Source organism: Quisquiliibacterium transsilvanicum (assembly GCF_014202215.1).
In the GTDB taxonomy this organism is placed as follows: domain Bacteria; phylum Pseudomonadota; class Gammaproteobacteria; order Burkholderiales; family Burkholderiaceae_E; genus Quisquiliibacterium; species Quisquiliibacterium transsilvanicum.
Genome location: NZ_JACHGB010000001.1, coordinates 391,834 through 404,961, shown reverse-complemented (window position 1 = coordinate 404,961; position 13,128 = coordinate 391,834). Strand labels below are relative to the sequence as shown.

Sequence of the window (13,128 nt, the reverse complement as noted above, 5' to 3'; positions counted from 1 at the left end):
ATGCGCTCGAACGCCTCCCGCCCACGCATCGGCCTGGCCCTGGGCAGCGGCTCGGCGCGCGGCTGGTCGCACATCGGCGTGCTGCGCGCACTCGGGCGCGCCGGGATCGAACCGGACATCGTCTGCGGCACCTCGATCGGCGCGCTGGTTGGCGCCGTTCACGCCGCGGGCAAGCTCGACTGGCTGCACGACTGGGTCACCTCGCTCACCTGGCAGGGAGTGGTGGGAATGCTCGACCTCAGGATGGGCGGCGGACTGATCGAGGGCGGCAAACTGACCGGCTTCTTCCGCACCCATTTCCAGGACCGCGGCATCGAACAGCTGCCGCGGGCCTTCGGCTGCGTGGCGACCGAACTGGCCACCGGGCGCGAGGTCTGGCTGCGCGAAGGTCCGGTGATCGACGCGGTGCGCGCATCGATCGCGATGCCCGGCCTGTTCACCCCAGCCCAGCTGGACGGACGCCTGCTGGTCGACGGCGGACTGGTCAACCCGGTGCCGGTATCGCTGTGCCGCGCGATGGGCGCGGACCTCGTCATCGCGGTGGACCTGAACTGGGACCTGGTCGGGCGGCGCAGCCGCACTGCCGCCGACGGCGCGCACGCCGCCCCTCCTGCGCCCGGCGGCGTGATCGAATCCATCCTCGCGAAGTTCCGGCCGTCGCCGCGCGCCGGGATCGCCAACGACGGCAACGACATGCCCTCGCTGCTCGACGTCCTCTCCACCAGCCTGAACATCATGCAGGTGCGGATCACCCAGAGCCGCCTGGCCGGCGAGCCCGCGGACGCGATGATCCGCCCCCGCCTGTCCAACATCGCCGCGATGGACTACCACAGGGGGGCGCTGGCGATCGCAGAGGGCGAGCGCGCGGTCCGCTTCGCGCTGCCCGCGCTCCGCGAGCTGCTCGGGCTTCCGAACGCGCCGCAGGCAGACGGAGCGGCAGACATCGAATGAACCTGATCTTCCTCGCGATCGTGCTGGCTGCCTTCGGCACGGCCGCCTGGCGCCAGGCACGTCACGTCCCGGCCGCAGGCGTCGAAGCACCGATGCAGGCGCTCTCCTCGGCCATGATGGCCTCGGCAGGCGGCGCGGTCGAGCTCGCGCTGGGCCTGGTCGGCGTGATGACGCTGTTCCTCGGATTGATGAAGGTGGCCGAGGCCGGCGGGCTGCTGGTCATCATCGCGCGGCTGATCCGGCCGCTGATGACGCGCATGTTCCCCGAGGTGCCGGCGGACCACCCGGCAATGGGCGCGATGATCCTCAACCTGTCGGCCAACGCGCTGGGCCTGGGCAATGCAGCCACGCCCTTCGGCGTGCGGGCGATGCAGGAACTCGAGCGGCTGAACCCGCGGCCGGGCACGGCCACCGACTCGATGGCACTGTTCCTCGCGATCAACACCTCCGGCGTGACGCTGCTGCCCACCGGAGTGATCGCGATCCGCGCTGCCGCGGGCTCCGCCGATCCCGCGGCCATCCTGCCCACGACCCTGTTCGCCACGGTCTGCGCGACCATCGCGGCGATCGCCTTCGCTTTTGCGCTGAGGCGCTTCTTTCCCGCCGAGCCGCTGTCCGACGCCGAACCGCCGCGCAAGGCCACGCCCCTGCGCGCCAATCCCGGCAGTCCGGACGCGGATCCCCTGCCGGACTCCGGCACCGCCTACCCGCTATGGGTCTCGCTGCTGGCGCTCGGCGCGATCGCCGCGGCGATCCCGGCCAGCATCGTCTGGGGACGGACGATCTCGCCCTGGATCATGCCCCTGCTGATGCTGGGCTTCCTGCTGTTCGGCGCGCTGCGCGGGGTCCGGGTCTACGAGGTCTTCGTCGACGGCGCCCGCGAGGGCTTCCAGGTCGCGCTGCGCATCATTCCCTACCTGGTGGCCATCCTGGTCGCGGTGGGAATGCTCAGGGCCAGCGGCGCGCTGGACGCGATGGTCGGCGCCGTCGGAGGCTTCACCGGGCGTTTCGGGCTGCCCGCCGAGGCGCTGCCGATGGCCCTGCTGCGCCCGCTCTCGGGCTCGGGCGCCTACGCGGTGATGGTCTCGATCATCGAGAACCCCGCCACCGGTCCCGACACCTACGTCGGCTACCTGGTGACCACGCTGCAGGGCTCGAGCGAGACCACCTTCTACGTGCTGGCCGTCTACTTCGGCGCGGTGCAGGTGCGGCGCATGCGCCACACGCTGGCCGCCGCGCTGCTCGCCGACGCAGTCGCGGTGATCGCCTCGGTCGCGATCTGCAGTTACCTGTTCGCGGGGAGCTGAGCGGGGCGGGAGCCTGAGCGGGGCGGGAGCCTGAGCGGGGCGCGCGCCGCCCCGGCCTCACTGCGGCTTGAGCTTCAGCTTCGAGATCAGCTCGCCCCAGCTGCGATGCTGCTGGCGGCTGAGCTCGAGCAGCTCGGCCGGCGTGCTGCTGCGCGCCTCGTTGCCGTGCTTGCGCATGAACTCGACGTAGCCCTGCGAAGCGACGATCTTGCGCAGTGAGGCGTTGAGCCGCTCGACCACCGGCGCCGGCGTGCCTGCCGGCGCGAACACCGCGTACCAGGTCTCGCCGACGATCGACGGGTAACCGAGCTCGCGGAAGGTCGGCACGTCGGGCAGCAGCGGCAGCCGCTCTGCGCTGAGCACGGCCAGCGCGCGATAACGGCCCGTGGCGAGGTTGGGCACGGCGCTGGTGAGCGCCTCGACGTTGGAGTCCACGAAACCGCCGATCATGTCCGCGGTGGCCGGCGCGGCGCCCTTGTAGTGCACCTGGTTCAGCTGCACGCCCAGTCCCTGCGCCACCAGCTCGCCCAGCAGGTGCACCATGCTGCCCTGTCCGTTGGTCGCGTTGTTCACCTTCCCGGGGTTCGACTTCGCGTAGGCTGCGAACTCGCGCACGTCCCGCACTGGCAGGTCCTTCTTCACCACGAAGGCGAAGGGCACCGTGCCGACCAGCGCCACCGGCTCGAAATCCTCGAGCCGGTAGGCCAGCTTCTCGTTCATGTGCGGATTGGTCGTGAACGTCGTCCCCGCCGACAGCAGCAGCGTGTAGCCGTCCTTGGCCGCGCGCGCGACGTGGGCCGCGCCGATCGCGGTTGCCGCGCCGGCCTTGTTCTCCACCACCACGGTGGCGCCAAGATCCTCGCGCAGCCGCTCGCCCAGATAGCGGCCGATGACGTCGCTGGTGCCGCCCGGCGGATACGGAACCACCAGCGAGATGGGTCGCGACGGCCAGGCGTCGGCCGTCTGGGCCGCGGCGCCCTGCGGTGCGATCGAGGCCGCCAGCAGCGCGGCGGCAATGACCAGAGTCTTCCTTCGGTTCATGTTCCTGTCTCCTGTCCTTCGTGCTCAGCCAAACGTCAGCCAATCGTCAGCCGAACAAAAGGCCGCGCAGCGCGGGGCTGCCGGCCTTCGTGGCGACCGCAGCCCGGCGCATACGCGCGGCGGCCGCGATCATCGCGCCCCGGCTCGCGCCAGGGCCCTGCGCGTCAGCGCGGCGCCATCCGGATGCCGCCGTCGAGACGCACGCTCTCGCCGTTGAAATAGCCGGTGGTGATCATCAGCTCGGCCAGCGCGGCGAACTCGTCCGGGTAGCCCAGGCGCTTCGGGAACGGCACCGAGGCGGCCAGCGCAGCCTTGACGTTCTCGGGAGCACGCGCCAGCAGCGGCGTGTTGAAGATGCCCGGCAGGATGGTGTTGCAGCGGATGCCGTCGCCCATCAGGTCACGCGCGATCGGCAGGGTCATGCCGACGACGCCCGCCTTCGAGGCCGAGTAGGCGGCCTGGCCGATCTGGCCGTCCTGCGCCGCCACCGACGCGGTGTTGACGATCGCGCCGCGCTCGCCGTCTTCCAGCTTCTCGAGCGTCATCATGCCGGCAGCCGACTTGGCGATGCAGCGGAAGGTGCCCACCAGGTTGATCTGAATGATGCGGTCGAAGGCATCGGTCGGGAAGGGCTTGATCTCGCCGGTCTGCTTGTCGCGGCTCGCGGTCTTGATCGCGATGCCGGTGCCGGCGCAGTTCACCAGGATGCGCTCCTGGCCGATGGCGGCGCGGGCCTTCGCGAAGCCGGCATCGACCTGCGCTTCGTTGGTCACGTCGACCTTGCAGAACACGCCGCCGAGTTCCTTGGCGGCGGCCTCGCCGGCCTCCTCGTTGAAGTCGAAGATCGCGACCTTCACGCCCTGCGCGGCCAGGCGCTGCGCAGTGGCCAGGCCCAGGCCCGACGCGCCACCGGTGATCACTGCGGAAACGGCGGAATTCAGTTTCATGCGATTGTTCCTCTAGGCAGGCAAAACCTCGATGATACGCAGCTTGCCGACCCGCCGATCCGTCTCCGGGTCGCCGCACGAGAGCGCCGCGGCAGCGATTGCCCACGCGCGGTTCCGGAATCCGGCAAGCGATCGCTGCGGCGGGCTCACTCCGGCTCGATTCCGGCAGCCTTCATTGACGCGACAAAAGCGAGATAGTCGCGCGCCTGTCGCTCGGCGAACTCCTGCGGCGTCGATGTCTGCACCTCGAGGCCGAGGCCGGTCAGGCGCTGGCGCATGTCGGGCTCTTCGACCACCGCGCGCAGCTCGCGGTTCCAGGCTTCGACAAGGGCCGGACTCATCTGCGACGACGCGTAGAAGCCGTAGAAGCTCTCCTTCGCGAGATTCGGATGGCCGAGCTCCGCGATCGACGGCAGCTCGGGCGCCGCGGCCGCCCGCTTCGGTGCGGAGATCGCGATGATGCGCAGCTTGTCGTTGCGGTGATGCGCCAGGTAGTCGGTGAGCCCGCCGGTGCCGGCCGGCGCGTGCCCCGCCGAGAGGTCTGCCACCAGCGGCGCGGCGCCCTTGTAGCCCACCGGCTCGAGCGGGATGCCGATCGCCCGGCCCAGCTCCATGCCGAAGAAGTGATTGGCGCTGCCAATCGCCGAGGTGCCGAAGCTCGCCCTGGCGGGATTGCGCCGCAGCCACTCCACGTACTCGGGCAGGCTGCGCACGCCGAGCGTCGGCGATACCGCGAACACGGAGCAGACCGTGCCCACCAGCGCTATCGTGGCCAGGTCCTTGTCGAGGTCGAAGGGCATCGACTTCTTCATCGCCTTCTGGGCGATGGTGGCCGAGCTCGGCGCGTACATGATTACCGAACCGTCGGCGGGCGCATCGCGCAGCGCCGCGCCGGCAAGCGCGCCCCCGGCACCGGCCTTGTTTTCCACCAGCACCTGTGTGCCAAGTCGATCCTTCAGACGGTCGGCGATGAGCCGTGCCATTACGTCGGTGCCGCCGCCGGCCGGGTAGCCGACCAGGATGAGGATCGGACCGCCGCGGGGAATCGACTGGGCCCAGACAGGGCCCAGCAGGGGCGCCAGGGCCGCGCCGCACGCAAGCCGCAGCACCGAACGCCGTTCGAACGGGGTCACCATTGCGATCCTCCTTGTCCCCGGCGGACCAATGAGAAACGCCGGAGGGCCCGCCGGGGACGGGCCGACCGGCGTGTCGGCATCGGAAGCGGGCCTTGCGGCCCGCCAGGATCACTCCGGCGTGTAGCCGGCAGCCTTCATCGACTTGGTGAAGGATTCGATGTCGCGCAGCTGGCGCTCGGCGAACTCCTTCGGCGAGGAGGTCTGCACCTCCAGGCCCAGGCCCGTCAGTCGCTCCTTCAGCTCGGGCGTCTGCACCAGCGCGGTGAGCTCCTTGTTCCAGGCGTCGACCAGTCCGGGGCTCATCTTGGCCGAGGCGTAGAAGCCGTAGAAGCCCTCGCTGGCGAGCTTCGGGTAGCCGATCTCGGTGATCGTCGGGATGTCCGGCGCGGACGACGCGCGCTTGGGCGCCGAGATCGCGAGGATCTTCAGCTTGCCGCCGCGGTGATGGGTGAGGAAGTCGGTCAGGCCGCCGCAGCCCGCAGGCGCATGGCCGGCGGAGAGATCGGCGATCAGCGGGCCGGCCCCCTTGTAGGCGACCGGCTCGAGCGGAATGCCGATGGCCTGGCCGATCTCGACGCCGAAGAAGTGGGTGGAGCTGCCCATCGCGGTGGACCCGAAGCTGTGCTTCTTCGGGTTCTGCTTGAGCCACGCCACGTACTCGGCGAAGGTGTTGACGCCGATGGTCGGCGACACCACGTAGGCGGTGGACACGGTGCCGGTCAGGCCGATGGTCTGCACGTCCTTCAGCAGGTCGAAGACCATTTCCTTCTTGGTGACGCGCTGCGCGACCGTCGCTGCGCTGGGCGCGTACATGATCACCGAGCCGTCGGCCGGAGAGTCGCGCAGCACTGCGCCGGCGAGCGTGCCGCTGGCGCCGGCCTTGTTCTCGACGATCACGTTGGCGCCGAGGCGATCCTTGAGCCGGTCGGCCATCAGGCGCGCCATGACGTCGGTGCCGCCGCCGGCCGGATAGCCGACCAGGATCCGGATGGTGCCTTTAGGAATGGATTGCGCGAACGCGGGGCGGCCCACCATCGCCGCGGCGGCGGCGCCACCGGCCATCATCAGTGCCTTGCGGCGGCTGCTCGAGTAATGCATTCCGAATCTCCTCAGTTTGTCTTGCCTGGTTTCGATCGTCGCGACCCGTGCACCAGAGTCCGATCCTCAGCGTGCGATCCTACCGACAAGCCGGACGCGCTGTCACACCACCGCGTTCCACGATGAACGGTAATGAACGAAGCCATGAACGAACGACGGAGGCGGCCTTGAGCAAGGCTGGAGAGCACCATCACACGGACGCAGTGGGGAGCGATTCCTCGCTGTCTGTCGAGCATCACCCGCACGCCGGCCGCCCCTGGGCGCGCGGCGAAGTGGACCTCGTCGCGGGAGTCTTCCTGCTCGTCTTCGCTGGCCTTGCCTGGTGGTTCGGTCAGCCGCTGAAGATCGGCACTGCCTTTCGCATGGGGCCGGGCTTCGTGCCCATGCTGCTGACATGGGCGCTGGGCGCCTTCGGCATCGGGCTGATCGCGATGGGTCTGCTGCACCGGGGCCCGGCGCTCGAGGGCTGGCGCCTCAAGCCGATGGTGCTGGTGCTGGGCGCGATGGCCCTGTTCGGCCTCACCATCGAATCGCTCGGCCTGCTGGTTGCCTCCACGCTCGCAGTGTTCGTCTCCGGCATTGCCGCGCCGGGCTTCCGCCTGCGCGAAGTGCTGCTGCTGGCGAGCGCGCTGGCCGTCGGCTCCGTGCTGCTCTTCCCCGTGGCCCTGAACCTCTCCCTGCGCATCTTCCCATGACCGATTTCGACATTTTCTCGAACCTCGCACTGGGGTTCGAGGTGGCCTTCACCTAGCAGAACCTCCTCTACTGCCTGATCGGCGCGCTGCTGGGCACGCTGATCGGGGTGCTGCCAGGCATCGGCCCGGTGACCACGATCGCGATCCTGCTGCCGATTACCTTTCAGCTCGAGCCCACCAGCGCGCTGATCATGCTGGCCGGCATCTACTACGGCAGCCAGTACGGCGGCTCGACCACCGCCATCCTCGTCAACCTGCCTGGTGAAGCGTCCTCGATCGTCACCACGCTCGACGGCTACCAGATGGCCCGGCGGGGTCGCGCCGGCGAGGCGCTGGCGATCGCGGCGATCGGCTCCTTCATCGCCGGCTGCTTCGGCACGCTGCTGATCGCCGGCTTCGGCCCGCCGCTGGCGCAGATGGCGCAGAAATTCGGCCCCGCCGAATACTTCTCGCTGATGGCGCTCGGCCTGGTCGCCGCGGTGGTGATGGCGCACGGCTCGGTGCTGAAATCCTTCGCGATGATCTTCTTCGGGCTGGCGCTGGGCCTGATCGGCACCGACGTCGACACCGGCGCCTACCGCTACACCTTCGGCATTCCCGAACTCACCGAGGGCATCAGCTTCGTCGCGCTGGCGATGGGCCTGTTTGGCATCGCCGAGATCCTGCGCAACCTGAGCGCAGGCGTCGAGGATCGTTCGGTGCTCGAGACCAGGGTGACCGGTCTGTGGCCCAAGTGGAGCGTCATCCGCCAGGCGATGCCTGCGGTGCTGCGCGGCACCGGCCTGGGGTCGGTGCTGGGGCTGCTGCCCGGCGGCGGTGCGGTGCTCGCATCCTTCGCCTCCTACACCCTCGAGAAGAAGATCGCCAAGGATCCGTCGCGCTTCGGCCAGGGCGCCATCGAGGGTGTGGCCGGGCCGGAATCCGCCAACAACGCCGGCGCGCAGACCTCGTTCATTCCCATGCTCACGCTGGGCATCCCGTCAAACGCGGTGATGGCGCTGATGGTCGGCGCAATGATCATCCAGGGAATCGAGCCCGGCCCCGAGGTGATGACCAAGCGGCCCGATCTCTTCTGGGGCATGGTGGTCAGCATGTGGGCGGGCAACCTGATGCTGCTGATCATCAACCTGCCGATGATCGGGATGTGGGTCTCGCTGCTGAAGGTGCCCTACCGGCTGATGGCGCCGGCGATCCTGCTGTTCTGCTGCATCGGTGTCTACACCCTGAACGGCTCCACCTTTGAGGTGTTCATGGCGGCCTTCTTCGGGCTGATGGGCTACGCGCTGATGAAGCTCGGCTTCGAGCCCACCCCGCTGCTGCTCGGCTTCGTGCTCGGTCCGCTGATGGAAGAGAACCTGCGCCGCGCGATGCGCTTCGCGCAGGGTGACGCCACGGTGTTCCTCACGCGGCCGCTGAGCGCGACCCTGCTGGCGATCGCCGTGCTGCTGCTGGTGGTGGTAGTGCTGCCGGCAGTCAGGAAGAAGCGCGAAACCGTGTTCGTCGAGGACTGAGCGACGCTGCCGGCGCGCGGGGTCGCGCCGGCAGCCCGCCCGGGCCGGCTCAGGCCAGTTCGGGCCCCCGGCTCGCGAGCTTGCGCAGCACCCGCTCGAAGACGTCCGCGGGCTGCGCGCCGGGAATCAGATGGCGCCCGTCGATGATGATCGCCGGCACCGAGTGGATGTCCTGCTCCCGGTAGAAGGCCTCGCGCTCGCGGACCTCCGCCGAATAATCGTCACCGGCCAGGATTGCGCGCGCACGCTCCTCGTCCATACCTGCCTCGGCCACCGCGCGCAGCAGAACCTCGTGGGACTCGGGGCTCTCGTCGCGGGTGAAGTAGGCCTTGAACAGCGCCTTCTTGAGCAGCCGCTGCTGGCCAGGCGCTCCGTCCGCGCCTTCGGGCCTGCCCTCCTCGCCGGCCCAGTGCAGCAGCCGATGCGCATCGAAGGTGTTCCAGATCCGGCTGCGTCCCTGCTGGCGGAACTCGAAGCCGACCGCGAGCCCGCGCTCGCGGATCTGCTCGCGAAACCGGGCCTGGGCCTGCGGGCTCGAGCCGTACTTCTGCGTCAGGTGCTCGGTGACGTCCTGTCCGCCGGGCGGCATGTCCGGATTGAGCTCGAAGGGCTGGAAGTGGATCGACGCGCCCACCTCCCCCTTCAGGTTCTCGAGCGCCTGTTCCAGCGCACCCAGTCCAACCGCGCACCACGGACAGGACACATCCGAGACGACGTCGATGCGGAAGTTCGCCACCTGCTGTTCGGACCCGGGCTGCATGACTGCTCCTTGCTCAGTTCATCGAGATTTTCTTGTCGCGGATCAGCTTGCCCCATTTGTCGAAGTCGCTGCGCATCCGCTCGCCCATCTCGGACGGCGACTGCCACAGCGCGATCGCGCCGGCGGTGCGCATCCTGTCCTGCACGTCCTTCTCGGCCAGCACCTGGCGCAGCTCGTCGCTCAGCCGCTTGAGCACGTCGGCCGGGGTGCCCGCAGGCGCCAGCATGCCGCCCCACGAGGTGGCGTCGAAGCCTGGGAAGCCCTGCTCGGCCACGGTCTTGACCTCGGGCAGCATCGCCACGCGCTTGCTCGAGCCGACCGCGATCGCGCGCAGCTTGCCCGCCTGGATGTGCGGCAGCACGCCGACCATGTCCGAGAACATCACCGGCACCTGGCCGCCCAGCAGGTCCGCCACCGCGGGCGCGGTGCCCCGGTAGGGCACGTGCTGCATGTCGAACTGGCCCTGGCCCTGCAGCAGCTCGGTGGTGAGGTGGCCAAAGCTGCCGGCGCCCGCGCTGGTGTAGTTCATCCCGCCCTTCTCTGCTTTCGCCTTCGCGATCAGCTGCGGCAGGTCGGTCACGTCGGGCAGCGACTTCGGATTCACCACCAGCACGATCGGCAGGTCGTACATCGTCGCCACCGGGGCGAAGCTCTTGACGATGTCGTAGTCGCGCGCGCCGTACAGGTGCGCCGCCAGCAGCGTCGGCGTGGCGAGCATCAGCAGCGTGTAGCCGTCAGCGGGGCTCTTGGCCACCGCGGAGGCGCCGATGGTGCCCGAAGCGCCGGAGCGGTTGTCGACGATGACCTGCTGGCCGAGCCGCTTCGACAGCCGGTCGGCGACGATTCGCGCCGCGGTGTCGGTCGGCCCGCCCGGCGGATAAGGCACCACCAGGCGCACGAGCTTGTCAGGCCAGCCGGCGCCCAGCGCCGCGGTCGCGGGCAGCGCCAGCGCCAGGCCGAGCAGCGAGCGGCGCGTCGCGCCGAGGGAGGTCAGGGAGGAGATCCGTTTCATGATCGTCGCCTTTGACTCGTGGAAGAGAAGGAACGCAGCGAGCCCGGGTCAGAGAACGCCCTTGGCGCGCAGCTCCGACAGGCGCTCCGGCGACAGGCCGAGCACCTGCTTCAGCACCGCCTCGGTATGCTGCCCGAGCTGGGGCGGCGGCAGGCGCACCGGCGGGCGCTGGCCGTCGAAGCGGTAGGGCGGCGCCAGCACGTGCGCGCTGCCCGCCAGCGGATGCGGCTGCTCGGTGACCAGCCCGCCCTCGATTGCACGCTCCGACTTCAGCGCCTCTAGCAGTCCCAGCACCTCGCCGCAGGGGATGCCCGCGGCGGAAAGCCGCTCGAGCAGGTCCTTGCGTTTGCGGCGCTTGAGCTCCGCATGGATCTCCGGCACCAGCGCGTCGCGATTCTTGCCGCGACCGAGATTGGTCTTGAAGCGCTCGTCGTCGGCGAGATCCGGCCGGTCGATCACGCCGCGGCAGAAGCGGTCGAACTGCGCGTTGTTGCCGACCGCCACCACCATCGGGCCGTCTTCGGCATCGAAGATGCCGTAGGGAATGATCGACGGATGGGCGTTGCCGTACTTCGGCGGATCTTCGTTGAGCAGCAGCGCCTCGAGGCCGTAGTAGGCGGTGATCATCAGGCCGCAGTCGAACAGCGCCATCTCGATGTGCCGGCCCGGGCCGCCGCGCTGCCGGTCGAACAGCGCCGCGAGGATTGCCTGCGTGGCGTACATCCCGGTGAACATGTCGACGGCGGCCACTCCGAACTTCAGCGGCGCCTGGCCCCGCTCGCCGTTGAGCGCGGTGAGGCCGGCCTCGCCCTGGATGACGAGGTCGTAGCCGGGCCGGGCCGCCTCGGGCCCGGTGCGGTCGTAGCCGGAGATCGAGCAGTAGATCAGCTTCGGATTGGCCTCGCGCAGCTGCTCGTAGCCCACGCCGAACTTCTCCGCGCCGCCGAACTTGAAGTTCTGGATGACGATGTCGCTCCTGGCGGCGAGATCCCGCGCGATCGCCTGCCCGTCGGCAGTGCCGAGGTCCAGGCAGATCGACTCCTTGTTGCGGTTGGCGCTGTTGAAGTAGGCGGTCTCGGTCTTGCCGATCCGCAGCCCCCAGTCGCGGGTGTCGTCACCCCGCCCCGGATGCTCCACCTTGATGACCTCGGCGCCGAGATCCGCAAGCGCCATCGCGCACATGGGGCCCGCCAGCACGCGGGACAGGTCGAGCACTCGGACGCCGTCGAGCGGCAGCTTGGGGGTTTCGTTGGACATCGTGACTCCGTGAAGGCGGGCGGTGCGCACCCTGCAGCGCCGGGTTCGTTCCCCGGAGGATTCGGGTCGTCAGGGGCAGTGTTCGGAACTGTGGAAAACAGAAGGAATTATAGGGATGCCACCGGCGCGGCGCCCGACGGGCCCGGCCGGCAGCGCCCGGCCCGCGTGCCGGGCCGGGCGGTCGGGATCAGCGGCCGACGGCGATCGGATCGCCGAACAGCACCCAGCGCTTGCCGTCGAAGCGCATCGTGCGGAAGGTGTGGAAGGGGTTGAGGTCCTGGGGCGTGACCGTGAGCGTCACCCCGGGGAGCAGCAGGGGCAGCGAGAGATCCCGGATGTCGGTCGCCTGCTTCATCAGGTTCTCGCGGGTCAGGTTGTCGCCGGCGCCCTTGAGGATGTGCTCGAGCAGCTGGCCGACCACGAAGCCCAGCACGATCCCGGTGTTGTTCGGATCGCCGTCCGGGAACCACTCCTTCATGAACTTCCGGTACTCGAGCATGCCGGGATCGTTGTCCCAGGTGGGGTCGCTGGGCTCCTTCAGCGTCGACGCGGTGATCAGGCCCACGGCATTCTGCAGGCCGGCCGGCTCGAGCGCCTGCGACTGCGAGGCAGAGACCGACACGATGTAATGCGCCGGCTTCCAGCCGAGCTCGGCCACCCTGCGGATCACCTGGGCGCCGAACTTGGGCGTCGTCATGGTGAAGAGCACGTTGGCGCCCGAGCTCTTGAGCGCAATGATCTGCGAGTCGACCGTGGGATCGGAGATCTCGTAGGAGACCTCCTTGACGATCTTGCTCATCCCGGGTCCGAGGGCCTCCTTGAAGCCCTTGAGATAGTCCTTCCCGAAGTCGTCGTTCTGGTAGATGAGGCCGATCTTCGCGTCGGGATGGCTCGCCAGGATGTGCTTGGCGTACACCCTCGCTTCCGCCTCGTAGGGCGGGTAGCCCGGCGTGGTCCAGGGGAAGTTCTTCGCATCGTTCCACTTCGCCGCACCGGTGGACACCAGCAGCTGCGGGACCTTCTTCTGGTTCAGGTACTTGTGCACCGCCGTGTTGGTCGGCGTGCCGATGGAGTTCACCAGCGCCAGCACCTGGTCCTCCTCGACCAGCTTGCGGGTCTGCTCGACGGTCTTGGGCGGGCTGTAGCCGTCATCGAGAGAAATGAAGGTGATCTTGCGCCCGTTGATTCCGCCGCGCGCGTTCACCATCTTGAAGTAGGCGGTCTCGGACTTGCCCTGAGCGCCGTAGGCCGAAGCGGGGCCGCTGTACGGCATCGTCTGCCCCAGCTTGATCTCTGTGTCGCTGGCACCCGGGTCGTACTTCTTCTGCGCATGCGCGGCACCAGCCACCGAAAGGCCGAGCGCGGCCGCGAATGCAATGCTCCGGAATCGCATCATCCCTTGTCTCCTTTGAT

At 69.0% G+C, this 13,128-nt stretch carries 12 protein-coding genes; 4 read left to right on the top strand and 8 right to left on the bottom strand.

Annotated elements, in window-relative coordinates:
- Positions 1 to 951 carry a patatin-like phospholipase family protein gene (locus HNQ70_RS01850; RefSeq protein ID WP_183963704.1) on the top strand — a complete coding sequence of 317 codons (951 nt, stop codon included), beginning with the start codon at positions 1 to 3 and terminating at the stop codon, positions 949 to 951.
- A complete protein-coding gene (locus HNQ70_RS01845; RefSeq protein ID WP_183963702.1) occupies positions 948 to 2,258 on the top strand; it encodes a nucleoside recognition domain-containing protein in 1,311 nt (436 codons plus the stop codon). The genes HNQ70_RS01850 and HNQ70_RS01845 overlap by 4 nt, the downstream gene beginning before the upstream one ends.
- A gap of 57 nt (positions 2,259 to 2,315) precedes the next feature.
- Here the strand turns inward: HNQ70_RS01845 and HNQ70_RS01840 are convergent, their stop codons facing one another.
- The 4 genes from HNQ70_RS01840 to HNQ70_RS01825 all read right to left on the bottom strand — a co-directional run bounded on the left by HNQ70_RS01840 (position 2,316) and on the right by HNQ70_RS01825 (position 6,480).
- The gene (locus tag HNQ70_RS01840; protein ID WP_183963700.1) at positions 2,316 to 3,299 is read right to left on the bottom strand and encodes a Bug family tripartite tricarboxylate transporter substrate binding protein; all 984 of its coding nucleotides are present in this window, start codon (positions 3,297 to 3,299) and stop codon (positions 2,316 to 2,318) included.
- 164 nt (positions 3,300 to 3,463) lie between these two features.
- Positions 3,464 to 4,246 (bottom strand): SDR family NAD(P)-dependent oxidoreductase, encoded by a 783-nt coding sequence (locus tag HNQ70_RS01835; RefSeq protein WP_183963698.1) that lies wholly within the window; start codon positions 4,244 to 4,246, stop codon positions 3,464 to 3,466.
- Between the two features lie 146 nt (positions 4,247 to 4,392).
- On the bottom strand, positions 4,393 to 5,382 hold the full coding sequence (locus tag HNQ70_RS01830; RefSeq protein ID WP_183963696.1) for a Bug family tripartite tricarboxylate transporter substrate binding protein: 990 nt from the start codon (positions 5,380 to 5,382) through the stop codon (positions 4,393 to 4,395).
- 108 nt (positions 5,383 to 5,490) lie between these two features.
- Positions 5,491 to 6,480, bottom strand: a complete 990-nt coding sequence (locus HNQ70_RS01825) for a Bug family tripartite tricarboxylate transporter substrate binding protein (protein ID WP_183963694.1) — start codon at positions 6,478 to 6,480, stop codon at positions 5,491 to 5,493.
- Between the two features lie 167 nt (positions 6,481 to 6,647).
- Here HNQ70_RS01825 and HNQ70_RS01820 point away from each other — a divergent pair, with 167 nt between their 5' ends.
- Positions 6,648 to 7,175 carry a tripartite tricarboxylate transporter TctB family protein gene (locus HNQ70_RS01820; RefSeq protein ID WP_183963692.1) on the top strand — a complete coding sequence of 176 codons (528 nt, stop codon included), beginning with the start codon at positions 6,648 to 6,650 and terminating at the stop codon, positions 7,173 to 7,175.
- A 74-nt stretch (positions 7,176 to 7,249) separates the two neighbouring features.
- Positions 7,250 to 8,686 carry a tripartite tricarboxylate transporter permease gene (locus HNQ70_RS01815; protein WP_246434620.1) on the top strand — a complete coding sequence of 479 codons (1,437 nt, stop codon included), beginning with the start codon at positions 7,250 to 7,252 and terminating at the stop codon, positions 8,684 to 8,686.
- Between the two features lie 49 nt (positions 8,687 to 8,735).
- Here the strand turns inward: HNQ70_RS01815 and HNQ70_RS01810 are convergent, their stop codons facing one another.
- From HNQ70_RS01810 to HNQ70_RS01795, 4 genes are all read right to left on the bottom strand, one after another.
- Positions 8,736 to 9,446: a DsbA family oxidoreductase gene (locus tag HNQ70_RS01810; RefSeq protein WP_183963690.1), complete on the bottom strand. Its 711-nt coding sequence runs from the start codon at positions 9,444 to 9,446 to the stop codon at positions 8,736 to 8,738.
- Between the two features lie 13 nt (positions 9,447 to 9,459).
- Positions 9,460 to 10,458: a tripartite tricarboxylate transporter substrate binding protein gene (locus tag HNQ70_RS01805; RefSeq protein ID WP_183963688.1), complete on the bottom strand. Its 999-nt coding sequence runs from the start codon at positions 10,456 to 10,458 to the stop codon at positions 9,460 to 9,462.
- A 48-nt stretch (positions 10,459 to 10,506) separates the two neighbouring features.
- Positions 10,507 to 11,715: a CaiB/BaiF CoA transferase family protein gene (locus HNQ70_RS01800; protein WP_183963686.1), complete on the bottom strand. Its 1,209-nt coding sequence runs from the start codon at positions 11,713 to 11,715 to the stop codon at positions 10,507 to 10,509.
- Positions 11,716 to 11,902: 187 nt separating this feature from the next.
- The gene (locus HNQ70_RS01795) at positions 11,903 to 13,111 is read right to left on the bottom strand and encodes an ABC transporter substrate-binding protein (RefSeq protein ID WP_183963684.1); all 1,209 of its coding nucleotides are present in this window, start codon (positions 13,109 to 13,111) and stop codon (positions 11,903 to 11,905) included.
- Positions 13,112 to 13,128: the final 17 nt, after the last annotated feature.